Source organism: Flavobacterium sp. T12S277 (genome assembly GCF_048514875.1).
Classification (GTDB): Bacteria; Bacteroidota; Bacteroidia; order Flavobacteriales; family Flavobacteriaceae; genus Flavobacterium.
On the sequence record NZ_JBLYEG010000011.1, the window covers coordinates 12,052 to 37,755 of the forward strand.

A 25,704-nucleotide genomic window follows, 5' to 3' on the forward strand; every position below is an offset into this window, starting at 1 on the left:
GTTAATATGGTTCTTTATAATTGATCTAAAAAAGAAGCTACCAAATCCGGATCTCTTCCAATGATTGCTTTGCCGTCTTTTACAACAATCGGGCGCTCGATTAAAATAGGATGTTCCACCATAGCGGCTATAATTTGGTCGTCGGTCAGAGACTTTCCTTTGTAATTTTCAATCCATACTTTTTCTTTAGTTCTGACCAATTGCAGGGGCTGAAGGTTTAGTTTTTCGAGTAGTTTTTTTAACTCATTAAAGTCCGGAGTTTCGGTCAGATAAGGAATGATCTGATATTCCTGCTTTGTTTCTTCAATAAAAGCCAGACAGGTTCTTGATTTTCCACAACGTGGGTTATGATAAATTTGTATCATTTTGATATATTTAAATTGCTGTAAGATAATTAAACTAAAAATAGGTATTTTAGCAGTTCCAAAAATAAGATTTAGTTACTGAATCGAATTCTCATTTTTTAAATTTTTGTAAATATGTTTTTAGAACAAGGAATTAAACCCCATAATAAGTTCTGGTTGTATCTTTTAGGATCGTTTTTTATCATTATAGCGTCATTTATTGGTCAAATTCCTTTTTCTGTTGCCGTGTTTTGTAAAAGTTACATGTCCGGGGAGCCTTTTCCTGTTGATAATGGAGCAGTAATGCGTATGTTTGAACTTAATCTGACCTTGTTTTTGGTGATGATTTCTTTTGTTTTTGCGTTTGCCGGAGTGTATTACGTGGTAAAGTATTTGCACCGTCAGACATTTTTGTCTGTTACGACTTCTAGAGCAAAGGTAGATTGGAAACGGATAAGCTTTTCTTTTTCACTATGGGCTTTGTTCTCTGTTTTGAGTTTTCTGGCGCTTTATCTGAATGCTCCTGAGAAGTTTGTTTGGAATTTTAAACTTGTCCCTTTTCTAATTTTAGTGGTGTTAGCGACGTTATTAATACCGATACAAACTTCTACCGAAGAATATGTTTTTAGAGGATACCTGATGCAAGGATTTGCTAATCTGGCTCAAAACAGATGGTTTCCGCTTCTAATGACTTCGCTGATATTTGGTACGATGCACATTTTTAATCCCGAAGTTGAAAAGATGGGCTATATAGTGATGGTGTATTATATCGGAACTGGTTTGTTTCTGGGTGTAATTACCTTGATGGATGAGGGGATGGAATTGGCGTTAGGTTTTCATGCGGCAAATAATTTAGTGGGCGCTTTGTTAGTGACTTCGGATTGGTCTGTTTTTCAAACGCATTCGCTTTTTAGAGATATCTCAGAACCTTCGGCAGGTTGGGATGTAATACTGCCAGTAGTGGTGGTTTATCCTATTTTGCTTTTTATCTTTAGCAAAAAATACAAATGGAACAATTGGAAAGAAAAATTAACGGGTAAAATAGTTGTTGTAGAATCTTCAAATTAAAACATACAGTCATGTCAAAACTAACACACAAAAATGTCCATAATTATTTTAAGTTGAATGGTTATCATTTAAATGGAAAGGATTTATGCCGCATAGGGTATAGTTACATCAAAGAAGGGGATGTGTACGAGAGAGCCATTGGTGAGTTTTTACTGGACTGGTTCGATAAAAAAGACTTTATTGAAATGACAACTTCGGGTACAACCGGGCTTCCGAAATTAGTGCGCTTAGAAAAACAGGCTATGATTCAGTCGGCTTTAGCAACGGGTGATTTTTTCGGTCTGAAGCCAGGTGACAAGGCATTGCTTTGTTTGCCAACACAGTTTATAGCCGGTAAAATGATGCTGGTTCGCAGTTTAATTTTAGGTTTGGATATTGATGTGGTATCACCTAGTACTGCGCCTTTGGCTTTAAATAAAACACAATACGATTTTGTTGCCATGGTGCCTTTACAGGTTCAGAATTCTATAGCAGGATTAAAGAATGTTAAGAAGTTAATCATTGGTGGTGCTAAAATCGACAGTGCCCTGGAAGCGCAATTACTGCCCTTAAAAACGGAGATTTACGAAACTTACGGCATGACGGAAACGATCACACATATCGCTGCTAAAAGAGTGGGAGAAAAGGCGTTCTCGATTCTTCCGAATGTGAAGATCAGCAAAGACGATCGCGATTGTCTGGTTATTCACCTGCCTTCGGTTTCTAACGAGCCTATCGTGACCAATGATTTGGTGGAATTGGTGAATGAAAACCAGTTTGTGTTTTTGGGACGAATCGATAATGTAGTGAATAGTGGAGGGGTGAAGTTGATTCCGGAGCAAATAGAAAGTAAGCTGATAGGAAAAATTAACAGTCGATTTTTTGTAACCGGAGTTCCTGATACCGTTTTGGGAGAGAAGTTAATTTTGGTGATAGAAGGAGAGAAGCAAGAGTTTGCTGCCGATTTTTTTGATGTATTGGGAAAATATGAAAAACCAAAGGAGATTGTTTTTGTCCCGAAGTTCAAAGAAAATGAGAACGGGAAACTGTTGCGTAAGCCTAGTTTGGTGTAGAAAAAATACTTCGTCGAAAGTAAGAAAAATTGGCTATATTTATAAGGTATTAACTTTAAAACCTAATAATTATGAAATTTATCTTAAATCTAACAAATGTTGAGCAATTGAGTAAGAGCGAATTAAAGCAAATTAAAGGCGGTGATTTTATTTACTATTTAAATGGCTACCAATTGCGATGTTCCAAGCAGTTAACACAACCGCCAACCTGTGGCAACATCCCGCCATATTGTTTGATTTCACCAGATATGTGTCCAAATTGATCCTTGGTAAACAGTAGAAAAAAGAAATTCCAAATTCCAATTGTATCGATTGGAATTTGGAATTTTTAATTTGGAATTTTTTTTATAGTAATTAAACCTTTCTCTCCAAAAGCGCCATATAGAATCCGTCAAATCCAGATTCTGAGGCTAGTATTTTACGATCTTTAATGAATGTAAATTGCTTTCCGATTTCGGTCTTTAAGAATTTCTCCACCTGTTCCTGATTTTCAGATGGTAAAACGGAGCAAGTAGCATAAACTAATTTCCCACCCGGTTTTACAATTTTCGAATAGCTTTCTAAAACTTCAGACTGAACTTTACGAATGTTATCGATAAACTCCGGTTGTAATTTCCATTTTGCATCAGGGTTTCTTTTTAAAACTCCTAAACCGCTACAAGGTGCATCAATTAAAACGCGGTCGGCTTTTTCATGCAACTTTTTGATCACTTTTGTAGTGTCAATAATACGGTACTCAATATTAAAAGCGCCATTTCTTTTGGCTCTCAATTTTAATTGTTTCAGTTTGCTTTCGTACAAATCCATTGCGATCAATTGCCCTTTGTTTTCCATCAACGAAGCAATGTGTAATGTTTTTCCTCCGGCTCCGGCACAGGTATCTACCACACGCATTCCTGGTTTTACATCCAGAAAACCAGCCACCAATTGTGAGTTGGCATCCTGAACTTCAAATAAACCTTGTTTAAAAGCATCTGTCAGGAATACATTGGCTCTTTCTTTTAAAACCAAAGCTTCAGGCTGATCTTTTAAATATTCGGTTTCGATATTTAAATCCATCAAGGTGTTTCTTAAGCTTTCCTTAGTACCTTTCAGCGTATTGGTTCTTAAGATAACTTTCGCAGGTTGATTTTGAGCCGCAATTTCTTTTGACCAAACAGCCTCTCCTAATTCTTTCACTCCTAATTCATCCATCCAGTCCGGAATAGATTCTCTAAAAGCTCTGGTTTTAGAAAGTTCGTCAAAACGACCTTTTATTTTTCTCTCAGGAGTTCCTTCCAATTGTCTCCAATCCGGAATAGGGTATCCTCTTAAAACAGCCCAAACCGCAAACATTCTCCATAAATTATCTCTGTCGAACGGTTCTTTAACTTCTGCAATTTCTGCGTATAATCTTTTCCAACGAACAATTTCGTATATTGTTTCAGCAACAAACTTCCTGTCAGAACTTCCCCAACGTTTGTCTTTTTTTAAGGCTCTGGCTACCACTTTATCCGCATATTCTCCTTCATTGAAAATTGCGTTTAAAGAATCGATGGTAGTATAAACTAAATTTCTGTGTAATCTCATTTTAATTATTTGAGTTGCAAAGGTACTATTAATTGATTGAAAGTTAAATTTTTAATTTTGATTGTTATTTAACTTCTTTTTTAAAAGAAAAAAAACACTCTAATAAAGTTTAAAAGAGTGTTTTCTGAGTATGTTTTTAAATGCTTTATTTTGTAATTCTTGTCAGTCCAATATTCTCCGGAGCGTGAAGCACCATTGGGAATTTCTCTATTTTTACCGAACTACTGTCTAAACCAAAAGCTCTTTCTTCAGATAAACTCAGTTTTTTAATGAAGAAATAAGAGTTCATAATGATGTTTTCATGCCATCTTAAATCGTTGTCATTGGATAAAAACTTCTCTGACAGTACAAATTTAAAGTCACCAATAATATTGTTTTTGTTTAAAGATTCGTAACGGCTGGTGATGTCTACTTCGCCACGTTTTACCATATCACGAATTACTTCTCTAAACATTAAATTGATTTTGGTAGGCTCTCTGAATCCTAAATTAAAATCGATTCTGTAAATATCGTCTTTAGCAATTTCGGTAACCTTGTATTGTGTTTTGTACGGTTCTGTTAAAATGTTTACGTGTACAAACCAGTATATGTCAGCTCTTTTCGGGCGTTTTTGTAAAATTGAATAAATTACTTTTTCTTCTAATTCATCAACACGATTGGCGTTGGTCATATACACCAGGTGCGTTGCGTATTTTGGGATCGATAAGTCTTCACTCAATTCCATTAACACCTTCTTATAATCGTCAATTTTGATGATTTTGGTGTAGCTTTTATTAATTTTCTTAGCCAGGTACCAGATGGTCATGATCGAGATCAAAAGGATCGCAATGATTAGAGTTACGTAACCACCTTCGGCAAATTTAGTAATGTTAGCAATCAGGAAGCTGAATTCAATCAGTAAATAAATCGTGATTAACGGCACCATCAGGTACAATTTTACACGTTTCATGATCAGATAATAATTCAGTAAAATCGTGGTCATAATCATACACAGGATAATCGCAAGACCATAGGCATGTTCCATATTTCCTGATTTCTGAAAGTGTAAAACGATTCCAACACAACCAAAAAACAACAACCAGTTGATTGATGGGATGTACAATTGTCCTTTTACTTCTGTAGGATATTTAATTTTAACCTTTGGCCAGAAATTCAAACGCATTGCTTCGTTGATCAAAGTAAATGATCCACTGATAAGTGCCTGAGAAGCAATTACTGCAGCCAAAGTAGCGACCACAATTCCGAAAGGAAGAAACCAGTGTGGCATGATTAAATAGAACGGATTTCCATTTTCTCCACCTAGTTGTTGCAGCGTACTGCCTTCATGATGAATTAAATAAGCAGCCTGTCCAAAATAGTTTAATACCAGAGTCGTTTTTACAAATACCCAGCTGATTCGGATGTTTTTTCTTCCGCAGTGCCCCATGTCAGAGTACAATGCTTCGGCACCTGTTGTACATAAAAATACAAAACCAAGTACGAAGAAACCATCAGGATGGATAGACAATAAATGATAAGCATAATACGGATTTACCGCTTTAATAACTTCTGGATGCTTTAGGATTTGAATTGTTCCCAACGTTCCCAACATGGCAAACCAGATTAACATCATTGGAGCGAAAAACTTTCCAACGAGCTTGGTTCCAAATTGTTGTATGGTAAAAAGAATGAATAAGATTCCGATAACGATGTAAACAATGGTCTCTGTTTGCATGGTTGGATAGAAGGCTCTGATTCCCTCTACAGCAGAAGAAATCGAAATGGGCGGCGTTATAATTCCATCGGCGAGTAAGGCACTTCCTCCGATGATGGCGGGCACAATGAGCCACTGAATTTTAGTTTTTTTGACCAGTGCATATAAGGCAAAAATTCCACCTTCCCCATGATTGTCGGCACTTAAGGTAATAAGTACGTACTTAATCGTAGTTTGTAAAGTCAAAGTCCAAAAAACACATGAGATTCCGCCAAGAACAATATCAGAATTAATGGCATAATCACCAAGTATGGCTTTCATTACATATAATGGAGAAGTACCAATATCTCCATAAATAATTCCTAATGTTATCAATAAACCCCCTATAGACAACTTACTATGTAAGTTTTTATGCGATGCGCTCATGTATATTTTTATAAAAGACGGTTGCAAATTTAGTGTTTTAAAACAAACTAACCTCAATTATAGGTAAAAAGATAAAAAAAAGCACAATCGTTAAATTGTGCTTTTGATTTTTATAAGGAAATGCAATTTTTACATTAAATTCTTCTACCGCCACTGCTTCTGCCGCCTGAACCGCTTTCTCTTTGTGGTTCACTGCTTCTGGACTCCTGACTTGCTCTTGGAGCTTCGTAACGTGGCGTGCTTTGAGAGCTTTGCTGTCTCGCTGAATTTCCTCTGTTGTCAGAATAATTTCTGGAAGATTCTGTTCTTTGTGGAGTCGAAACTCGCTCTGTGTTTCCGTAGGTTTGTGAATTTCCTCTGGAAGTATTTGAATTGTTTTGACTGTAATCTCTTCTGTTTTCACTTCTTCCTGAATTTTCAACTCTCACAGGAGTTGTGTTTGCACCTGAGTAATCTCTGTTTGAAGAAGCAGTACGATTCGTAGTATAATTTCTGTCGGAAGAACTTCTGTTCTCCGAATAGTTTCTATTGGTCGTACGGTCATTTGTAGTAGATACTCTATCTGAAGTAGATCGATTTGAAGTGTACGTATTTTGATTTCTTCCGTACTCTCTCGTTGAAACACGTCTTTGATCCAGATCGTATCGGTTGCTGGCGTTAGAGTTTCTCTGAGCAAAGCTGTAGTCAGGACGTCTCGTTTCGTAACCATAAGTACGTCTTGTTTCATACAAAACTGGAGCTCTGTAACTTCTTCTTGTATTTACATAGTTGTAGCTGTTGTTTACATTGATACACAGATTGATGTTGTTTCTGTATCTGTAAATAGGGTAAGGTCTCCAGGCACTGTAATATCTTGGATAATAGTTCCAGCCCCAGGTAGAGCAATATGGTCTGTAATTGGTAACCCAAAACGAAGTATAAATTACAGGAACCGCATGGTAAACCGGTTCGTAAATATAATTGGCACCATACAAGTAGCTGTTCCCAACAATTTGTACACTCACTTTATTGTAATTGTCTCTTTCGACATCAATAGTTGCAATATCCTGATAAACATCGCGATCTAAAACCGCCTGAATAATCACAACGTGCGTTCTGCTTTCGACAGATTCGATTACACGCAGATAATCAACCTGATTATCATCATTTAAATCAAGATTTGAGATTTGATATCTCGGATCATTCAAACGTCTTTCGAAATCTTGCAAATTAGCCGATTCTCCAAACATAGAAGCCACAGCTCTTAAATCTAAATTATCGCTTATATCTGAATTCTTTGCATATACCGTAGTTTGACCTTGTACTTGTACAGTACTCAAACCTATTGTGAGGAGGGCTATAAAAAGTAGTTTAGTTTTCATTTTTAAATCATATTAAGATTAATATTTGGAGGTATCCAATTACTGTGCCAGAAAAAAGAGGGAAACTTATTTCAGGTGTTATAAATAATTGTATTTTAGCGCTAAAAAACTAGTTTGTATGAGAAAAGTAATATTATTTTTTGGTGTTTTAATTTTGTTAATGTCTTTTAAAACGCTGAATAATAGTGGAAAGGGAATTTTTAACACGGGTTTTACATCAATACAGATAGATACTTTGTTTCAGGATAAAATTAGTATCAGAGCCATTGTAATCGACAAAAATAAAATTTGGTATGGTGCCGATAACTCCCGTTTTGGGTTTTATGATTTAGATAAAAAAGAGAAGTTTGAAGATCATATTTATCGTGATACTTTGAAGCTGGAATTCAGAAGTATTGCTCAAAATGCAAACAATATCTTTTTGTTAAGTGTAGGGAATCCTGCATTGCTTTATCAGGTTTCTAAAAAAACGCAAAAAGTAAAATTAGTCTATAAAGAAGTTAATCCGAAAGTGTTTTACGATAGTATGCAGTTTTGGAATGATAAAGAAGGAATTGCAATTGGAGATCCTACAGAGGATACTTTTTCAATTATTATCACACGCGACGGAGGAGAAACGTGGACGAAAGTGTTATCGGATAAATTGCCTACAAATGCTGAGGGCGAAGCAGCCTTTGCCGCCAGCAATACAAATATTGTGATAAAAGGAAATGATACCTGGCTGGTTTCCGGAGGGAAAAAAGCACGTGTTTTTTATTCGGCAGATAAAGGAAGAACCTGGAAAGCCATTGAAACCCCAATCGTACAAGGGAAAACCATGACTGGTATTTTTACAGCTGATTTCTATGATTCGAAACACGGATTTATTGCCGGTGGTGATTACGAACTTCCAAATCAAAAAAAGGACAATAAAGCTTTTACTACAGACGGAGGGAAAACCTGGCAGTTAATTGGTCAGGGCATGGGTTTTGGATATGCTTCGTGTGTGCAGTATGTTCCGGGAGGAAATGGCAAAGAAATTATTTGTGTAGGTTCTGAAGGGATACAATATTCGCAGAATGGAGGTGAAAACTGGACACAATTATCAACGGATACCAAACTTTTTACCATTCGTTTTGTAAACAGAAATACTGCAATTGCTGCTGGTCACAATAAAGTAATCCGAATCCGTTTTAAATAACAAGAACCCCAAATAATAAAGTAAGTATTATTATATGGGGTTCTCGCTGCTGTTGTTTTGTTATTAGTTTTTGCCGGCTTTGTCGCGATATTGTTTTAAAAGTTTGCGATTAAAGTCGTCTTCCGATTTCTTAAGCTTTAATATTTTTCGGGCTGAAAGTATCTTTTTTAAATTGCTGTTGTATTTGTCGCGAAGGACGTACAATTCTTTGTCTGCGCTTTCTATTTGCGAGAGGAGTGCAGCAGCTTCTTTTTCAGACATGGTACTGATGTTGTCGTCGTCTAATTTACGCAAATACATTTTCATCTTTTCGTGACGCAATTCATATTGCTTGTCGTCGTATGTATTGTAGATAGGCCAGAATTTCTCTGCTTCTGTTGAGGTTAGCTCAAGTTCTGTCGTTAAGAAAGAAACTTTATACGCTTTAATCTTTTCCCGCTTTTCATCCGTTTTATCGTTCTGGGCATAAAAGGAGAAGGTAATAAAGAATAGAATTATCGGTAGTATATTTTTAATTTTCATCTTTTGAAATTTTTGTTTTATTCTGAAATTAAATTTTCGAGATTTGGGTTGGTCGCTAGTATGTCTTCAAGTGTTTCCTGTTCGAGCGCAACATTTTTATTGAGTTTATCAATGTCTTTATCATCCAGTTCGCGAATCAAATCGTATTGATTCAAATTGGACTGATAGGACAGGTACGTTTCCAAAGTGTCTTCATCAAGGTCTTTGGATGTTTTGTTGTAGTTGTTCGCTATAGGAATCATTAAAGCTATAAAAACAACTGCAGCAGCCACGATTGAAAGGACTTTTTTGCGTTTGTAAATCGGAATTACTTTTACTTCTTTCTTTTCGTTTATTTGTTGTAAAACCTTTGTCGAAAAATCATCAAAATAATTTTCCGGAGTCTTAAATCCAGTTTTTATTTTCGGTTCGTTTTCTAATTTAAATGTTTTCATAATAGCTATTAGACAGTTGTTGTTACAAAAGGTTTAATTTGAGGTAACATATATTTCAATTTTTTTTACAGCGTGATGATAAGATGCTTTCAAAGCACCAACAGATGTCCCGAGAATCTCGGCAATTTCTTCGTATTTTAATTCTTCAAAATATTTCATTTTAAAAACCAGCTGCTGCTTTTCGGGCAGGGTTACGATCGCTTTTTGAAGTTTGATCTGAATTTCGTCTCCGTCAAAATAAACATCCGCTTTTAAATTGTCGATGGTTTTATTTTGTAACGCTTCAGAAGTTAATCCGCTAAGTTTTGCTTTCTGACTTAAAAATGTCAAAGCTTCGTTGGTTGCAATTCGATACATCCACGAGAAAAGTTTGCTTTCTCCTTTAAAGTTTTTTAAATACTGAAAGACTTTTACAAAAGTATTTTGCAAAACATCGTCTGTATCGTCATGGTTCAAAACAATGTTTCGAATATGAGAATACAGTGGTTTTTGATAATCAGACACGAGTTTTTGAAACGCAGTATTTTGCGTTGCAGGATTTAATAATTGTTGAATAAATTCCTTCTCGTCTGCCAAATTCCTTTATTTATGGTATTAGAATGAATTTTAAACAAAAGGTTTAATGCACCTTTAATTATTTTAGAATTCCGATTCTTCTTCAGGTGTTTTAGGGGTTTCTGCAGGTTTTACGGCTGCCGGATCGGTAGTAGCAGGTCTGTAAACAGGAACTTTGGCTACCGGAATTACTTTAGGTTTTGTTGGATAGTAAATTTCGGTCATTAGCTTCGACGGGCTTTTTACATCCAGTTTGCTCAAGGTTAAAATTTCAAGATGCGACCAGCTTAAATCAGGAGTGATTTTTTCGTTGTTGATAAAAGCGGTTGTTTTTTTAATGGCTTCGTTAAGATGTGTGTAATCGCCTTTTAAAGTGGTTTTTACCGCTTCAAAGCCATTTAGTTTTCCACCGGAAATGTCACTTCCTGATGTGGTTAGGATTTCTCTAATCGTAGGCAAACAGATCGAAATTTTAGCCAGTCCGGTTGTGGTGTCGTAGGTGTGGTAAATGATAAAAGGTTTGCCATTGGTCGATAAACCATTGTTTTTGCTGAACGTTATCAGTTTCGGAATAACGATTCGGGCATTCTTGCTTATTTTTCCAATTTCACTAGTAAACGTTTGTCTGATATACGGAGTTTCGATTTTCTTTACCAGACCGTTTACTTTTATAGAGTAGGTTTTGGTTTCGTAATCTAAGTTTTTATCAATGTTTGCGAGACTTTTTTCGTAAATGGTTCCAATCACTTTGTCAGAACCTCCGTTTAGAGCGGTGTAGATTTTAAATAAAAAACTCATGGTTCCTGATGCTTTCCAGGTCACTTTTGTTTTTCCGGCCAAAGTATCTTTAAAAGTCCAGTTTACATCAGCTTCCGTTCCGTCATATTTCATTTTTTGCTGAATGCTTTCTCCATCCTTTGTTTTTAAGGTAATAGCATTTCCATTTCCTTCAGAACTTGTCCAATAAAAAGAGGCGCCGTTTCCGACCGTTTTATTAGGGAATGTCATTTTGATGGAAGAATCTTCAACAGACCAGGATTCAAAATCTTCATAATTTCTAAAATCATTGAGGTAATTGTATACCGTAGCTTTTGGTGAGTTGATTACTTTGCTTCTCTCAACAGAAAAGATTCCTTTTTGAGTAGCGACAAAAACAGTAAGGGCAACAAGGCTTAATAATAATAGAAGGAATAAGTATTTAAGAATCTTCATTGGGCTGGTTTATTTGGAGTCGTAAAGTTATAAAATTTATTACTAGTCGCACTAATAACAGGGTGATAAAAGTATATTTTATACAATTGTCCTCATCCGGAAAAGTTCCTGATAAAACGTTCTAAAAGCTCTTTAATTATATAACCTCAAAAGAATATTGTGGTGTGCAATGTTGCTGTGTATTGAAATTACAGCTTTCTGGCTAAAATCAGTTGTGTTCCAATAGTGAAATTCCTTTTTGGAATTATCTTTTGAAGAAAAATTTGATCACAAATAAAATGGCGATAAAAAGTAAGAAGACCAGTAGTACCTTATAATTTCCCTTGTAAAAAACCTTGTGTAAAGCAAGATCCTTTCGATAAGCGAATATCATTACGATTACGAATGCAATAAAAAAACAGAGTCCGAATATTAATTGTCCTTGACTAAACATAGTTAAAAATTATTTTTGGCAAATTTAGAGAATTGTATACGAATTGTTGCTAATTTGCCATTTCATTTAATCAAATAATATCATGAAGAAACAACTTGATGCAGTTACTGAATTTCATACTGCTTTTAGAATAGGACATAGTCTGGCGCCAATTGCTGATTTGGGAGAGACCAAAAAGCTGCTTCGTTATAATTTAATGAAAGAGGAAAATGAGGAGTACCTGGAAGCGGTTCAAAACAATGATTTGGTTGAAATTGCTGATGCTCTTGGAGATATGATGTATATTTTGTGCGGAACCATTATCGAGCACGGTTTGCAGGATAAAATTGAAGCTGTTTTTGATGAAATTCAGCGCAGTAATATGAGTAAGTTGGGTGAAGACGGTCAGCCCATTTACAGAGAAGACGGAAAAGTGATGAAAGGTCCTAATTATTTTAAACCTGATTTTTCAAAATTACTTTAAATAATAAACCCGACAGGTTTCAAAAACCTGTCGGGTTTGTTTTATAGAGGTGTCTTTGCTTACTGTACTTTTACAGTCCAGCCAAAAGTATCTTCTGAAAGTTTGTTTTGAAGACTTGTTAGTTTTTCTTTTAATAAAGAAGCGTAAGAGTTCTCAAGTGGTGCCATTTCGTAATACACATCCTGATAAGAGAAACCTTTAATTACGCTTATCACAGCAGCAGTTCCCGCTCCGAAAATTTCTTTTAATGCTCCGCTTTTTGCAGCTTCTACCAATTCTGATACCAGAACCGGACGAACATCAACTTTAAGGCCTTCTTTTTCTGCCATAGCAATCAAACTTTTTCTGGTAATACCATCTAAAATTCTTTCGCTTGTTGGAGCAGTCAGTAAAGTGTCGTTGATTCTGAAGAAAACGTTCATTGTTCCTGCTTCTTCCAGTTTTGTGTGAGTCGCATCATCAGTCCAGATTACCTGTTGGAAACCGTCTTTGTTGGCCAGGTTAGTTGGGTAAAACTGTGCTGCGTAGTTTCCGGCAGCTTTTGCAGCTCCAATTCCTCCATTTGCAGCTCTACTGTAATGTTCAGCGATAATTACTTTTACTTCACCAGCATAATAAGACTGTGCAGGAGAAAGTAAAATCATAAATTTATATTCGTCAGAAGGATTTGCTACCACACCAGCACCGGTTGCAATCATAAATGGACGGATGTACATGCTGCTTCCGTTTCCTTTTTGAATCCATTCCTGGTCAATTTTCAATAATTCATTCAAACCGTCCATGAAAATACTTTCCGGAATTTCTGGCATTGCCATACGAACCGCAGAGGCGTTAAAACGTTTGAAGTTTTCATCAGGTCTGAACAACCAAACATCGTTATTGTCATCTTTGTAAGCTTTCATTCCTTCAAAAATCGCTTGTCCGTAGTGGAAGACTTTTGAAGAAGGATCCATCAAAATAGGAGCATAAGGTTTAACGACAGGGTTTTGCCACTCTCCGTTTTTAAAATCACATTCGAATAAATGGTCTGTAAAAACAGAACCAAAGCTTAGGTTTTGAAAGTCTACTCCGCTTATTTTTGACGAAGTTGCTTTTCTGATTTCAATTTTGTGTGTTTGAGTTGTACTCATAATTAATTATGTAAAGTTTTTTTAGGTAATTATCATTAATAGCACAGAAAATCTAAAGCAATGATCTGCTGTGATATAGATTTTACTGAATGCAAAATTAAGTAAAAATATATAATTTACTTAGTAAAACTGCATTATTTACGGGCTTTAACTGAGATTTATTTATCTTATAATAAAGTGAAAAAATTAAGACATTTTTATAAAGAATTTATGAAAAATGAACCGTTTTTTAAGGCTTTACGCATTTGTTTTGACTAAATTTGGCACTTAAAACGGTCGAAATACCAGTAGAAACGGATTGTAAATTCTGAAAAAGGTGAGAAGAGAAATAATTAAAACGCTAGATGGTTCAACCACAATTCATTTGCAGGAGTGGGATGAGTGTTACCATTCAAAACACGGAGCAATTCAGGAGGCGAAACATGTCTTTATAAAAAATGGTCTTTCCTTATTCGGCGATGCTCCGGTAAGTATTCTGGAAATTGGTTTCGGAACGGGTTTGAATGCTTTTATTACTTTTTTAGAATCCAGTCAAAAGCAACAGCCAATTGATTATGTTGGAGTAGAAGCTTACCCGGTAGATGCAAAAGAGGTACTAGCTATGAATTATGTCGACGAATTGGAGGCTTCGGTTTATAAGGAGGTTTTTGAGAAAATGCACGAATGCGAATGGAATCAGAAAGTAGCCATCACCAACGATTTTGCCTTAACCAAAAGGAAACAATTTTTTGATGAAATTGATGATTTTGAAATTTTTGATTTGATTTACTTTGACGCCTTCGGATATCGGGTGCAGCCGGAGCTGTGGAGCACCGAGATTTTCAGGAAAATGTACAATAGTTTAAAGCCAAATGGAGTGTTGGTAACCTATGCAGCTCGCGGAGTTGTTAAAAGAAGTATGATTGAGGTTGGATTTACAGTCGAAAAATTGGCAGGACCTCCGGGAAAGCGTGAAATGTTTCGGGCCTTTAAAAAGGTTTAAATGAGTTGTTTAGAATGATTCCAGATTGATTTATATGCATTAAGAAATCGTATTCGTTGCTAAAGTTTTTAAAATAATAAGTTAAAATCGGTACTCGTGAATGATATTTGTTTAAATTTGTTGCGAGTTTGAAAATATAGATAACCCCCAAAAAATCTTATTTTATTATGTCAAAAATGATGTTTGATTACACGAAATCAATACTTGAGAGAGTAAGTTTCGACCCGATACTTTTCTGTAAAGAATTAGAGAAAGCTATCAAAACACTGTTACCGTACGAAATGGAACAATTGCAAGAATGGTTATTAAATTTCATTATTGAAAAACCAGAACTAAAACAAAGTCTACTACTAATCAAAGTATAAAAAAAAGGAGCCACTTGGCTCCTTTTTTATTGTTATTTCTTTTGTAGCGGACTTATGATCTGAACGTTCTGAAAAACAATTGCTCCTTTAACCACTCCGGCAATTGTAGATCTGAGGGCGTCAATGATCTGCATTTTTAATTCGCTCTTCGGGTAAATCAAACTTACCTCACGAGCTGGTTTAGGTTCCTTAAAGTTACGTAGTTTCTGTTTGTCGGAATCTTTTAAGTCTAAGGTGTGCAGGTACGGAAGTAGCGTTGTACCCAAACCTTCGTCGGCTAGTTTAATTAGCGTTTCAAAGCTTCCACTTTGAATCTGAAAATTATTCTGATCGAGGTCACTGGCATTTTTACACAAATTTAAAATCCCGTCTCTAAAACAATGTCCGTCCTGAAGCAACAGGATTTCGTTGATATTTAAGTCGGCAACTTCAATTTCTTCTTTTTGAAAACTGGCGTGATGCTCGGGTATATAAGCCACAAAGGGTTCAAAATACAATACAATTTCTTTGATTTTCTCATCTTCAAGCGGAGTAGCAGCAATAGCAGCATCCAAATGACCATTTTTTAATTTCAGAATAATTTCATCTGTATTAAGTTCCTCAATCAATAGTTTTACTTTTGGATATTTCTTGATGAAGTTGTTTAAAAACATGGGCAAAAGTGTTGGCATAATGGTCGGAATAATTCCCAGACGGAATTCTCCTCCAATAAAACCTTTTTGCTGTTCTACAATGTCTTTAATTCGATCCGCTTCGTTTACAATATTCTTGGCCTGGTTTACAATTTTCTGACCGATATCGGTAAGCTGAATGGGCTTTTTGCTCCTGTCAAAAATCAGAATATTTAATTCTTCTTCGATTTTCTGAATCTGCATACTCAGTGTTGGCTGGGTAACGAAACACTTTTCGGCAGCAAGCGTGAAATTTTTATGTTCGGCAACGGCTAATACATATTGCAATTGAGTTATAGTCATCTTGATAGTAATTTTTGATGCAAAAATAAGAAAATATAATTTTTTTTTATATTATTTTAAAAGAAGTTGTTTTAAATTTGTAGTAATCATATTATAAAATGAAAACTATGAAGACAAATATCTTAGGATTACCGGTAAAAGAATCAGAATTGTTAGTAAAAGAATTGAATATTCTGTTATCCAATTTTCAGGTATATTACCAAAATTTAAGAGGAATACACTGGAACATTCGTGGGAAGCGTTTTTTTGATCTGCATGTAAAGTTTGAAGAATTGTACACGGATGCTCAGTTAAAAATTGACATGATTGCAGAGCGTGTTTTAACTATTGGAGGAACTCCTTTACATACTTTTGATGATTATATTAAAAATAATAAATTAACTGTTGGTAAGAATATTTCAAATGACGAGAAAGCGGTTCATTTAATTGTAAACTCGTTATCTGACTTGTTAAAAATTGAAAGAGAAATCTTAAAACAGTCGGATGAAATTAACGATGAAGGGACAAATTCTATGATGAGTGACTTCATTGCCGAGCAGGAAAAAACAATTTGGATGATGAATGCATGGCTTGAAGAAGAGCTGTAATGTGTTGTTCCTAAAATGATTACTATAGCAGAATGGTCGGGTTTGACCATCCTGCTTTTTTATGTTTGTTAAATTTGTATAAATTTTTTGGCCTCTCGCTTTGATTTTATTTGTTTAACACTATTTTTGTTCCAATGAAATTAGTCGCTCGCATATTATTATTCATATTTATTGCATTCTTGTCTACCCCGACGATCGTTACGGTGATGAAGAAAAGCAATGATGCGTCGCTATTTTTTAGTTTCTCAGAAGAAGAACATTCACATAAAGAACTTAAGGCTGCTGTTTATCCGGCAATACTTCAACATGAAGTTGTTATGCCCGTTTATATTGAAAAAAAGACCACAGTGTCTGAAAATATTGTAAAACTAGACAATATTTCTCCGAGCATTTTTGCTCCACCTCCCAACTTGGCATAATACTTCCGATTATTTTGAATTAAACTGCATTTTTAATAAATGTGGTCAATCGTTAATGAATCATTTTTTAGTATTGTATTATGACAAAAAAAATCAATCTTTTTGCCAACCTTAAATCTGATTTCGCTTCGGGTTTAGTGGTTTTCTTGGTGGCTCTTCCATTGTGTTTGGGTATTGCAATGGCTTCTGGAGCACCTTTGTTTTCAGGAATTATTGCAGGTGTAATTGGGGGTATCGTTGTAGGGTACCTAAGCCAGTCACACATTAGTGTTTCCGGACCAGCGGCTGGGTTAACAGCTATTATTTTAACCGCTATTACTGATTTAGGTGCTTTCGATGTGTTTTTAATGTCTGTTTTTATTGCTGGATTAATTCAATTAGCATTAGGGTTTTTGAAGGCCGGAAGTATCTCAAATTATTTTCCAACCAACGTTATTGAAGGAATGTTGGCCGGTATCGGAATTATCATCATCCTGAAACAATTGCCTCACGCTTTTGGTTATGATGCTGATTTTGAAGGTGATCAGGCTTTTATTCAGAATGACGGAAGCAATTCCTTTTCATTCTTGTTTGATGTCTTGAATCACATACACTTAGGAGCAGTTGTAGTTTCAGTTATTTCCTTTGTGATCTTACTTTCCTGGGAGAAAGTTCCTTTTTTAAAGAGACTGAAATTAATTCCGGGAGCACTTGTTGCCGTTGTTGCGGGAGTAGTTTTAAATGAATTTTTTATTTCAACAGGAAGCCCATTGGCAATTGCAAAAGAACATTTGGTTTCTTTGCCAGTTCCAAAATCTTTTGATGAATTTAAATCGATTCTGATTACACCAAATTTTGCTGCGGTTACCAATCCGCAAGTTTGGGTGGTTGCTATTACAATTGCTATTGTGGCTTCTATTGAAACATTATTGTGTATTGAAGCTGCTGACAGAATGGATGTTCAAAAACGTTATACCAACACCAATGTCGAGCTAAGAGCGCAAGGAATTGGTAATATAGTAAGTTCTTTATTAGGTGGTTTGCCAATGACATCGGTTGTGGTTAGATCATCTGCCAATAACAATGCAGGAGCAAAGTCTAAAATGTCGGCTATTATTCATGGGGTACTTTTGTTAATTAGTGTATTGTCAATCCCTGCATTATTAAACAAAATACCATTGGCAACTTTGGCTACTGTTTTAATTTTAGTGGGTTACAAATTAGCTAAACCTGCCACTTTCAAACATTTCTGGGAGAAAGGAAAGTACCAGTTTGTACCGTTTATTGCAACTTTGGTATTTGTTGTAGCAACAGATTTACTTAAAGGAGTTGCGTTAGGAATTGTGATCAGTATTATTTTTGTACTGAGAGGAAATCTGAAAAGAGCGTACAGTTTCAAAAAAGAAGAATACGAAGATGGAGATGTTATTCATATCGATTTGGCACAGGAAGTTTCATTTTTAAACAAGGCAGCGATTAAACTGACTTTAAATGAAATCCCTGAAAATTCGAAAGTGATTATCAGTGCTGCAGATACAGAGTATATTGCACACGATGTTTTAGATTTGATTCGCGAATTTAAAGAAACAAGAGCCATCGATGAAAATATTAAAGTGAAGCTGAAAGGATTCAAGAAAGCCTATGAGCTTGAGAATTCACCGGATATCAATAATCATGTCTCTATTGAGCATTATTATGATGTTGCCAAAAGGGCTTTAGTTCAAAAAGAAAAGGTAAAAGGAGATTTTAAATAAAATTATATTAATTAAGGTATTTCTTGATTGTGAGAAGTATTAAAATTAGATAACTTTACAGTAGAGTTGTTTTTAATATATTTAAACATCGGGTAATACCATTCAAAAAACAAAAAAATGAGAGAGTTTTATAAGCAGTTACTTGAAAACAATAGACAATGGGTTGAAAAATCATTGGCATTAGATCCAAATTATTTTGCTGATTTGGCTAAAGGACAAACACCGCCATTATTGTGGATTGGATGTTCAGACAGCCGTGTTCCTGCAAACGAAATTATTGGAGCTAAACCGGGTGAGGTTTTTGTACACCGTAATATTGCCAATATGGTGGTGCACTCCGATATGAATATGTTGAGTGTTCTGGATTATGCAGTAAACGTTTTGAAAGTAAAACACGTTATTGTTTGCGGACATTACGGTTGTGGTGGTGTAAAAGCAGCTATGGGAAATCAATCTGTTGGAATCATTGACAACTGGATTCGTCACATTAAAGACGAGTACCGTTTACATGATAAGTACCTAAACTCGATTGAAGATGAAACGGAGCGTTTTAATGCTTTTGTTGAAATCAATGCTAAAGAGCAGGTTTACAACTTGGCTAAAACGTCTATTGTACAGGGAGCCTGGAAAAACGGACAGGATTTAATGCTTCACGGATGGGTTTACGGTTTGAACTCCGGTTTTGTAACCGATTTAAATGTAAACATCAGTTCGAACGAAGAACTAGATGAGGTTTATCAGTTAGACCTTTAATATAAAAAAGAAAATCGCCTCAAAAAGGCGATTTTTTTTTATTCGTTTTCGTCCAGATTTTCGTTAAAAGCAGACGGTAATAAAGTTGGAATAAATTTTATAAGAATGGGTAACAACAAACTTCCTCCGGGCAGTAAAAAGATCGTTAGTGACGGAATCGTTTTACAGATGTCTAAAAGCTGTTTTTTTACTTTCTTCTTTTCCTTGGCATCCAGATCTCTGGTAGTTGAATAAGCCAGCAGAACCATTAATTCTTTGCTTTGGATGATTTCCTTAACCAATCTGTTTTTGTTTCTTACAATCAGTTTTACCACGCTGTGGGTCATTTGATCGTAAAAATGTTTTACCGGATTGGAATAGTTGAAGTAAGGAATCTTCTTTTTATGCGTAGTGATAAAGGTATTCGTGGTTTCAATACTCTTCGTCACAAAATCGTCTGAAACACCCATCATCGAACCTAAAGAGTACAAAAAGTAGGCTTCTTCATTTTCAACAACACCATCACTCCATAAAGCCATTCCGGCCATATCGATTAAGTAATAATACTCAAGTTGGTTGTTGTAATACTCCAGCTGTAAGGTTTCTAAAGTATCAACCGTTACTTTTGAAAATTTAGAATATCGGATGGAAGCTTCAAAAAGTTTAATCAGCAAATCGTCGTGCTGCGATTTTATGGTTTTGGTTTTTAAAGCCAGAGCCACAATACCCAGTACTGTTTCTTCGATTCGTTTTAAGTATTTTTCAGGAATTGAACCATGTTCTAAATACTGTCTGAAAGCCAGAACATCAATAAACAAAAGCGCATTGGTTACCAAATGCGAAAAGTTTTTACTGATAATGCTGTCGTTCGTCTGAACCCTTTGGTCTATGATATTCTCTAAAGAAAGGGAAGGGGTATCCTTTGGAAGTAAAATTTTGAACAAACTAAATCCTTCCGGACTCATTTCTTTATAAAATTTTAAAACTTCTGCGATAAAATTATTGGGTTCCGAACTTCTTTTTTCCAAACAAAAAACACCGTACAAAGTGTTTAGTAAGGCTACTTTTGAAATTTCGGTTTTGAACCAGCCTTTTATAGGGATGGGAACCTGTGAATCAATAGAAATGATATGACCGTAAATAAAACCGGTCTCTCTGACTTTATTGTAGAACGACGCTGCAGTCTCAAAAGGTATAGCCTCTGAAAACTTCTGTTCGCTAAAAAACTTGTCTATCCAGCCTGGTGCCGATGGGTTAATCATTAACTTTTAATTTATAGCTGCAAAGCTATATCTTTTTCTTGTTTTAGGATAAAATTTAAATGAAATAACCAGCAGATTTTGTGAAAATCTGCTGGTTACTCTTTTTTTATTTAATGATTCCGGCACAAGCTGCTCTTCCGCCTGCATTTCCGGTAGGTTGTGTGGTAAAATCATCAGTTCCCTGATGTACAATTAAACCTTTACCCAAAATATCTTTGGTTGCATCGCCACAGCCAATACACCATTCGTCAGTAGTTAAGGTTATTGATCCGTTACCTTTAGCATCAGCCGTAAAGTTTCCGATATCTCCTTTGTGGTATTCTGCAACACCCCATTTTCCATGTTTTTTAAAGGTAGGATTCCAGTGTCCACCTGCTGAACTTCCGTCGGCAGCAGTACAATCTGCTTTTTCGTGAATGTGGATGGCGTGAACTCCCGGCTGTAAACCGGTCATTTTTGCAACAAAAGTTACTTTACCGTTTTTTTCGGTGAAAGTAGCAGTTCCGGCCACTGTACTATTACTTTTTGGCTCTAAAGTTACAGTTAAGTTTTTAGCATCACTTGATTTTGTACTGGTCTTACAGCCAACGATTAAGGCTGTAATTATAGCGAAGGAAACGATTATTTTTTTCATAAAGGAGGCTTTTATATTAAAGATTAAGTAAATTTAACATAAAATTCCGACATGGATTGGAGCTAACAGTTAAAAAAATCTAAAACTATTGATCGTAATTTAATGGGACTTTAAGCGATGAACCCAAAAATATTGCGTAAATTCGTAGGGCTCCGAAGTAAAAAATGAAAATCAATACCTAATTATTTTCTAATTTAATCCTAAATATTATGATCAGGAAAATTTTAACTTTAGTTTTTTTGGGAGTTGTTTTAATCTCCTGCAATGCCTCTAAAACATCAACAGGAGATGCCGTTTCTAAACTTGAAGGAACCTGGGTACTTGACTATATTAGCGGTCCGAGAATTGCTTTTGACGGTTTGTATCCGAATAAAAAACCAACCATTAACTTTAATGTAAAAGAGAATCGCGTGTCTGGAAATAATGGCTGTAATTCTTTTAACGGAGCGTTTGCCGTGACAGGAAACAAAATTGATCTGACACAGCCTATGGCCACAACCAAAATGATGTGTAAAGATGCTCAGCAGGGTGAACAGGTTTTTATGAGCACTTTGCCTAAAATAACCTCCTACGATGTTACGGATGGAGGAAAAACATTGCACTTTATCTCTGGAGATATTGCCATGATGCGATTTACCAGAAAATAGCAGTTCCCTTTTTTAACCCTCTTTAATTTGTATTTTATGAAAACTAAATTATCTATTATATTGGTGTTATGCTGTTTGGTAACGATTTCTGTTTTTGGACAGGAAAAGACAAAAAAAGAAATAAAGGCAGAAAAAGAACTGCAGCAACAAAAAGAAGTTGAAGCGCTGGTTGCTTCTAAAAAGTTTGATTTTGAAGCACAAAAAATGACTCCGCAGGGAGGGAACTTTATTATCCTCGATTACAATACTTATTTTTTAAGATTTAATACAGATAAGACCACTTGTGATCTGCCTTTTTTTGGACGTGCATTTAATGCCGACTATGGAGGAGATGGAGGAATTAAATTTGAAGGGACTCCGGAAGATATTAAAATCGAGCAAAAAAGGAAAAGTTATATTGTCAAGGCTACCGTTAGAGGGAAAAATGATGTGTACCTTTTGATGTTTTCTATTTTTTATAATGGAAACACGACCCTTAGTATTACCAGTAACAATAAAGCATTTATTTCGTATGATGGACTGATAAGAGCTCCAAAAGTAGTCGAGAATAAGAAATAATCCGTTTAGTTTCAATTATTGTCTGCCAAACCCTTTTATAGGTGAATTGGTAAGACTAAAATTAAAATATAGTTTGAAACTTTTACGATAAACAAAACGGTAGCTATTTTGATTAGCTGCCGTTTTTTATTGTTTAAAACCTCTTTCTATATGTTTCTATGTGTTAGAATAATTGCCACTAAAAGGATTAGAAAGATTAAAAAATCTGCCAGATCTGCGAAATCTGCGAGAAAAATTATTTAGCCGTTTTAACCTCGTAAATAGTATTGACCATTCCGTTTCGCGTAGCGTCCAGCGGAAGTTCCCAAAACATAATTCCGCCCAGGTTTTTAGCTTTAACGTATTCTGCTTTTGCTTTTATAGACGTTAGATTGTCTCCTGTAGCAAATGTTTTTTCTTTTTCATTGTACCAGAAAGGTGCTTTGGCTTTATCGTCCCAAAAGTATTTCCAGCCATTAGCTTCTGTGTAAAAAGGCGCATAGTCTTTAAAAGAAACACCCTGAACATGTTCACCAGCCTGATACAAACCGTTATTGATGTTTTCGACATTCTTCCAGGTGCGGGTATAAAAAGCTCCTCCAATCACTAATTTTTCTGCCGGAATTCCCAGTTTCAATAGATATGCAACGGCTCTGTCTGTCGATTCTTCTTTTGGGTTAGTGCTGTATAAAGGTGTATGGTGCCCTGTAACTTTTGAGTATCCGTTTACCAGATCATAACTCATAATATTAACGCGATTTACTAAAGGCATTACTGTTTTCCAGTCAATTGATTCGTCCAGAAATTTTTGAAAACCTCCGGCAGCAAAGCTCAATTCGTATTTTTTACCTAAAGTAGAACGCAAAATTTTGATTAATTCTGTGAAATTTGGTTTGTCGGCTGGTTGAAACAAATGTCCTGGCAGTCCCTCAATTGCCGGATATTCCCAATCTAAATCTAAACCGTCTACTTTAAAATAATCACTGACTTCTTTTACCGATTTTGCAAAAGTAAGTCTTCCTTCAGCTGTTGAAAATGCAGCAGAACAAGGCTCACAACCTCCCCAGCCACCAAGCGAAAGAATAATTTTTAATTGGGGATTTGATGCTTTTAGCGAAACCAAATATTTGATCGTAGTAGAATCTTTTGCAGAATCAACGCTTAGTTTTCCCTCTTTTAAATGGCAGAAACTGAAGATAATTTGGTTTAGTTTGCTTACTTCGTATTCGTTAATTAGCTTGTCATCACCTGTGTAATAGGCTATGATGTCCATCTTTTTGCTTTTTTGCGCAAATACGCTTGTGGTAAAGTTGCACCATAAAATCAGGGCAATCAGGTTAATTTGTTTCATTTTATGTTTTTTAGAGTTTTTAGATTGCTAAATATAAAGCAATACAATCGATATTTAACTATTTTACAGTGGTCTCAATGTTAATTTTAACGAATATTTTGCAAATGGTTGCAAAAATATTGCGGGCACTATTTTGGTAAACCGTCTGATAAAAAACAAAAAAAATAAACCCGCACTGTTTCGGATTAGTGCGGGTTTAAACAAATTAAAAGCTAAAAACTATTTTTATATTAGAAGCAGTATTCGTTTTCTGCAACTAATTTAGATGTAATAACCTCTCTTAAGGCTACAACATTTGGATTGTTTGTGTATTTTGTGAAACGTTTAAGTCCCATTAACATCATACGTTGTTCGTCACCTTCAGCAAAAGAAATAATTCCTTCTTTTCCTCTTGAGTTAACAGTATCTACCGCTTTGTACAAGTATAATTTTGCCATAGCAATTTGTTCCTGTACTTTAGCCTCACCTTGATTTTTGGCTAATTTCTCAGTTCTTAGAATTGTACTTTCTGCCATGTAGATTTCGATTAAGATATCAGAAGCAGCCATTAATAACTGTTGGTGTGAATCTAAATCTGGTCCGTATTTCTGAACAGCACTTCCGGCAACCATCAAGAAAACTTTTTTCAGGTTAGCGATGATTCCTTTTTCTTCAGCAAATAATTCAGAGAAATCAGGAGTGTCAAAAGATGGGATTCCCATTAATTCTTCCTGAACTTTCATAGCAGGTCCTAATAAATCAACGTGACCTTTCATAGCCTTTTTGATTAACATTCCTACTGAAAGCATTCTGTTGATTTCGTTAGTTCCTTCGTAGATACGAGCGATACGGGCATCTCTCCAGGCACTTTCCATTGGAGTGTCCTCAGAGAATCCCATTCCTCCAAAAATTTGAATTCCTTCATCAGCACAAGATTGTACGTCTTCAGAAACGGCTACTTTCAGGATCGAACATTCAATAGCATATTCTTCAACACCTTTCAATTCAGCTTCCTGATGAGAAGTTCCTTCTGCTTCACGAGCAGCGATTCTGTCTTCGATATCTTTTGCAGCACGGTAAGAAGCACTTTCTCCGGCATATGCATTAGTAGCCATTTCAGCTAATTTAGAACGGATAGCTCCAAAAGATGAAATTGCAGTGTTGAACTGAATTCTTTCGTTAGCATATTTTACAGCATTTGAAGTAACTCTTCTTTGTGCATCTAAACAGGCAGCAGCCAATTTAATACGACCAACATTCAAAGCATTCATAGCGATTTTAAAACCGTTTCCTCTTTCAGACAACATGTTTTCAACGGGAACTTTTGTTTCGTTGAAGAAAACCTGACGAGTAGAGGAAGCACGGATTCCTAATTTATGCTCTTCTTCGTTCATAGAAATTCCGTTTGACGGATCGTTTTCTACGATGAAACCTGTAATGTTTTTATCATCACCAATACGGGCAAAAACGATGAAAACGCTGCAGAAACCTGCATTCGAGATCCACATTTTTTGTCCGGTGATCGAGTACGATTTTCCGTCTTCAGATAAAACAGCTTTTGTTTTTCCTGAGTTAGCATCAGATCCTGCGCCTGGTTCTGTCAAGCAATAAGCTCCAAACCATTCTCCGGAAGCCAATTTAGGAACGTATTTTTTCTTTTGTTCTTCAGTACCATAAAGTGTGATTGGCATAGTTCCAATTCCGGTATGTGCACCAAAAGCAGTTGAGAAAGATCCTGTAGCTCCAGAAATGTAGTCACAAACTAACATTGTAGATACAAATCCCATTCCTAATCCGCCGTATTCTTCAGGAACTGCAACTCCTAAAAGTCCTAGCTCACCTGCTTTACGCATAGAAGATTCTGTGTAGGCATAATCTTTTTTCTCAAAACGATCTTTATGTGCCCATAATTCTTTGTCAACGAACTCTTTTACAGAGTCACGCATCATTAACTGCTCTTCCGAAAAATCTTCTGGTGTAAAGATATCTTCGCATTTTGTTTCCTTAACTAAAAACTGACCACCACGGGTTACGTTTTTTTCGATTGTATCTGCCATTGC

At 35.7% G+C, this 25,704-nt stretch carries 26 protein-coding genes; 12 read left to right on the plus strand and 14 right to left on the minus strand.

Annotated elements, in window-relative coordinates:
* Nucleotides 1–14 precede the first annotated feature (14 nt).
* Nucleotides 15–365, minus strand: coding sequence for an arsenate reductase (glutaredoxin) (gene arsC, locus ACN1CN_RS15535; RefSeq protein WP_419136278.1), 351 nt, complete (start codon nucleotides 363–365; stop codon nucleotides 15–17).
* Between the two features lie 114 nt (nucleotides 366–479).
* Between arsC and ACN1CN_RS15540 the strand changes: the two genes are divergently transcribed.
* Both ACN1CN_RS15540 and ACN1CN_RS15545 read left to right on the plus strand, forming a co-directional pair.
* Nucleotides 480–1,412, plus strand: a complete 933-nt coding sequence (locus ACN1CN_RS15540) for a lysostaphin resistance A-like protein (RefSeq protein WP_419136279.1) — start codon at nucleotides 480–482, stop codon at nucleotides 1,410–1,412.
* A gap of 11 nt (nucleotides 1,413–1,423) precedes the next feature.
* Nucleotides 1,424–2,464, plus strand: coding sequence for an AMP-binding protein (locus tag ACN1CN_RS15545; RefSeq protein WP_419136280.1), 1,041 nt, complete (start codon nucleotides 1,424–1,426; stop codon nucleotides 2,462–2,464).
* Between the two features lie 354 nt (nucleotides 2,465–2,818).
* Here ACN1CN_RS15545 and ACN1CN_RS15550 read toward each other — a convergent pair whose 3' ends face one another.
* The 3 genes from ACN1CN_RS15550 to ACN1CN_RS15560 all read right to left on the minus strand — a co-directional run bounded on the left by ACN1CN_RS15550 (nucleotide 2,819) and on the right by ACN1CN_RS15560 (nucleotide 7,513).
* Nucleotides 2,819–4,033 (minus strand): RsmB/NOP family class I SAM-dependent RNA methyltransferase, encoded by a 1,215-nt coding sequence (locus tag ACN1CN_RS15550; protein ID WP_419136281.1) that lies wholly within the window; start codon nucleotides 4,031–4,033, stop codon nucleotides 2,819–2,821.
* Between the two features lie 145 nt (nucleotides 4,034–4,178).
* The gene (locus ACN1CN_RS15555) at nucleotides 4,179–6,152 is read right to left on the minus strand and encodes a KUP/HAK/KT family potassium transporter (RefSeq protein ID WP_264524770.1); all 1,974 of its coding nucleotides are present in this window, start codon (nucleotides 6,150–6,152) and stop codon (nucleotides 4,179–4,181) included.
* Nucleotides 6,153–6,286: 134 nt separating this feature from the next.
* The gene (locus ACN1CN_RS15560) at nucleotides 6,287–7,513 is read right to left on the minus strand and encodes a hypothetical protein (RefSeq protein ID WP_419136282.1); all 1,227 of its coding nucleotides are present in this window, start codon (nucleotides 7,511–7,513) and stop codon (nucleotides 6,287–6,289) included.
* A 118-nt stretch (nucleotides 7,514–7,631) separates the two neighbouring features.
* Here ACN1CN_RS15560 and ACN1CN_RS15565 point away from each other — a divergent pair, with 118 nt between their 5' ends.
* A complete protein-coding gene (locus ACN1CN_RS15565; RefSeq protein ID WP_419136283.1) occupies nucleotides 7,632–8,693 on the plus strand; it encodes a VPS10 domain-containing protein in 1,062 nt (353 codons plus the stop codon).
* Between the two features lie 63 nt (nucleotides 8,694–8,756).
* Here the strand turns inward: ACN1CN_RS15565 and ACN1CN_RS15570 are convergent, their stop codons facing one another.
* The 4 genes from ACN1CN_RS15570 to ACN1CN_RS15585 all read right to left on the minus strand — a co-directional run bounded on the left by ACN1CN_RS15570 (nucleotide 8,757) and on the right by ACN1CN_RS15585 (nucleotide 11,416).
* Nucleotides 8,757–9,215 carry a sensor of ECF-type sigma factor gene (locus ACN1CN_RS15570; RefSeq protein WP_419136284.1) on the minus strand — a complete coding sequence of 153 codons (459 nt, stop codon included), beginning with the start codon at nucleotides 9,213–9,215 and terminating at the stop codon, nucleotides 8,757–8,759.
* A gap of 17 nt (nucleotides 9,216–9,232) precedes the next feature.
* Nucleotides 9,233–9,649, minus strand: a complete 417-nt coding sequence (locus ACN1CN_RS15575) for a hypothetical protein (RefSeq protein WP_419136285.1) — start codon at nucleotides 9,647–9,649, stop codon at nucleotides 9,233–9,235.
* A 33-nt stretch (nucleotides 9,650–9,682) separates the two neighbouring features.
* A complete protein-coding gene (locus ACN1CN_RS15580) occupies nucleotides 9,683–10,225 on the minus strand; it encodes an RNA polymerase sigma factor (protein ID WP_419136286.1) in 543 nt (180 codons plus the stop codon).
* A gap of 63 nt (nucleotides 10,226–10,288) precedes the next feature.
* The gene (locus ACN1CN_RS15585; RefSeq protein ID WP_291285970.1) at nucleotides 10,289–11,416 is read right to left on the minus strand and encodes an SRPBCC family protein; all 1,128 of its coding nucleotides are present in this window, start codon (nucleotides 11,414–11,416) and stop codon (nucleotides 10,289–10,291) included.
* Nucleotides 11,417–11,931: 515 nt separating this feature from the next.
* Here ACN1CN_RS15585 and ACN1CN_RS15590 point away from each other — a divergent pair.
* Nucleotides 11,932–12,312 (plus strand): nucleoside triphosphate pyrophosphohydrolase family protein, encoded by a 381-nt coding sequence (locus tag ACN1CN_RS15590; RefSeq protein ID WP_291285971.1) that lies wholly within the window; start codon nucleotides 11,932–11,934, stop codon nucleotides 12,310–12,312.
* A 59-nt stretch (nucleotides 12,313–12,371) separates the two neighbouring features.
* Here the strand turns inward: ACN1CN_RS15590 and ACN1CN_RS15595 are convergent, their stop codons facing one another.
* Complete coding sequence (locus tag ACN1CN_RS15595) at nucleotides 12,372–13,442, minus strand: branched-chain amino acid aminotransferase (RefSeq protein ID WP_264524762.1); 1,071 nt, start codon at nucleotides 13,440–13,442, stop codon at nucleotides 12,372–12,374.
* Between the two features lie 316 nt (nucleotides 13,443–13,758).
* Here ACN1CN_RS15595 and mnmD point away from each other — a divergent pair, with 316 nt between their 5' ends.
* Nucleotides 13,759–14,424 (plus strand): tRNA (5-methylaminomethyl-2-thiouridine)(34)-methyltransferase MnmD, encoded by a 666-nt coding sequence (gene mnmD, locus ACN1CN_RS15600; protein WP_419136287.1) that lies wholly within the window; start codon nucleotides 13,759–13,761, stop codon nucleotides 14,422–14,424.
* Between the two features lie 167 nt (nucleotides 14,425–14,591).
* A complete protein-coding gene (locus tag ACN1CN_RS15605; RefSeq protein WP_017496117.1) occupies nucleotides 14,592–14,789 on the plus strand; it encodes a hypothetical protein in 198 nt (65 codons plus the stop codon).
* Nucleotides 14,790–14,821: 32 nt separating this feature from the next.
* On the opposite strand, the gene ACN1CN_RS15610 is transcribed toward ACN1CN_RS15605, so the two are convergent.
* Nucleotides 14,822–15,763, minus strand: a complete 942-nt coding sequence (locus ACN1CN_RS15610) for a LysR substrate-binding domain-containing protein (protein ID WP_173967804.1) — start codon at nucleotides 15,761–15,763, stop codon at nucleotides 14,822–14,824.
* 107 nt (nucleotides 15,764–15,870) lie between these two features.
* Here ACN1CN_RS15610 and ACN1CN_RS15615 point away from each other — a divergent pair, with 107 nt between their 5' ends.
* The 4 genes from ACN1CN_RS15615 (at nucleotide 15,871) to can (ending at nucleotide 19,255) form a co-directional block, all read left to right on the plus strand.
* Nucleotides 15,871–16,350, plus strand: a complete 480-nt coding sequence (locus ACN1CN_RS15615; protein WP_264524760.1) for a Dps family protein — start codon at nucleotides 15,871–15,873, stop codon at nucleotides 16,348–16,350.
* Nucleotides 16,351–16,484: 134 nt separating this feature from the next.
* Nucleotides 16,485–16,769: a hypothetical protein gene (locus ACN1CN_RS15620; RefSeq protein WP_419136288.1), complete on the plus strand. Its 285-nt coding sequence runs from the start codon at nucleotides 16,485–16,487 to the stop codon at nucleotides 16,767–16,769.
* A gap of 80 nt (nucleotides 16,770–16,849) precedes the next feature.
* Nucleotides 16,850–18,502: a SulP family inorganic anion transporter gene (locus ACN1CN_RS15625; RefSeq protein WP_264524759.1), complete on the plus strand. Its 1,653-nt coding sequence runs from the start codon at nucleotides 16,850–16,852 to the stop codon at nucleotides 18,500–18,502.
* A 117-nt stretch (nucleotides 18,503–18,619) separates the two neighbouring features.
* Nucleotides 18,620–19,255, plus strand: a complete 636-nt coding sequence (can, locus tag ACN1CN_RS15630) for a carbonate dehydratase (RefSeq protein WP_264524758.1) — start codon at nucleotides 18,620–18,622, stop codon at nucleotides 19,253–19,255.
* 38 nt (nucleotides 19,256–19,293) lie between these two features.
* Here the strand turns inward: can and ACN1CN_RS15635 are convergent, their stop codons facing one another.
* Together ACN1CN_RS15635 and ACN1CN_RS15640 are read right to left on the minus strand one after the other, a co-directional pair.
* Nucleotides 19,294–20,496: an LETM1-related biofilm-associated protein gene (locus tag ACN1CN_RS15635; protein ID WP_264524757.1), complete on the minus strand. Its 1,203-nt coding sequence runs from the start codon at nucleotides 20,494–20,496 to the stop codon at nucleotides 19,294–19,296.
* 106 nt (nucleotides 20,497–20,602) lie between these two features.
* Nucleotides 20,603–21,130: a superoxide dismutase family protein gene (locus ACN1CN_RS15640; protein WP_264524756.1), complete on the minus strand. Its 528-nt coding sequence runs from the start codon at nucleotides 21,128–21,130 to the stop codon at nucleotides 20,603–20,605.
* A gap of 209 nt (nucleotides 21,131–21,339) precedes the next feature.
* Here ACN1CN_RS15640 and ACN1CN_RS15645 point away from each other — a divergent pair, with 209 nt between their 5' ends.
* Both ACN1CN_RS15645 and ACN1CN_RS15650 read left to right on the plus strand, forming a co-directional pair.
* Nucleotides 21,340–21,777, plus strand: a complete 438-nt coding sequence (locus ACN1CN_RS15645; protein ID WP_419136289.1) for an META domain-containing protein — start codon at nucleotides 21,340–21,342, stop codon at nucleotides 21,775–21,777.
* A gap of 36 nt (nucleotides 21,778–21,813) precedes the next feature.
* The gene (locus tag ACN1CN_RS15650) at nucleotides 21,814–22,335 is read left to right on the plus strand and encodes a DUF4251 domain-containing protein (RefSeq protein WP_419136290.1); all 522 of its coding nucleotides are present in this window, start codon (nucleotides 21,814–21,816) and stop codon (nucleotides 22,333–22,335) included.
* 235 nt (nucleotides 22,336–22,570) lie between these two features.
* Here the strand turns inward: ACN1CN_RS15650 and ACN1CN_RS15655 are convergent, their stop codons facing one another.
* Both ACN1CN_RS15655 and ACN1CN_RS15660 read right to left on the minus strand, forming a co-directional pair.
* Complete coding sequence (locus tag ACN1CN_RS15655) at nucleotides 22,571–23,665, minus strand: glycoside hydrolase family 18 protein (RefSeq protein WP_264524753.1); 1,095 nt, start codon at nucleotides 23,663–23,665, stop codon at nucleotides 22,571–22,573.
* Nucleotides 23,666–23,895: 230 nt separating this feature from the next.
* Nucleotides 23,896–25,701, minus strand: coding sequence for an acyl-CoA dehydrogenase family protein (locus ACN1CN_RS15660; protein ID WP_264524752.1), 1,806 nt, complete (start codon nucleotides 25,699–25,701; stop codon nucleotides 23,896–23,898).
* Nucleotides 25,702–25,704 lie beyond the last annotated feature (3 nt).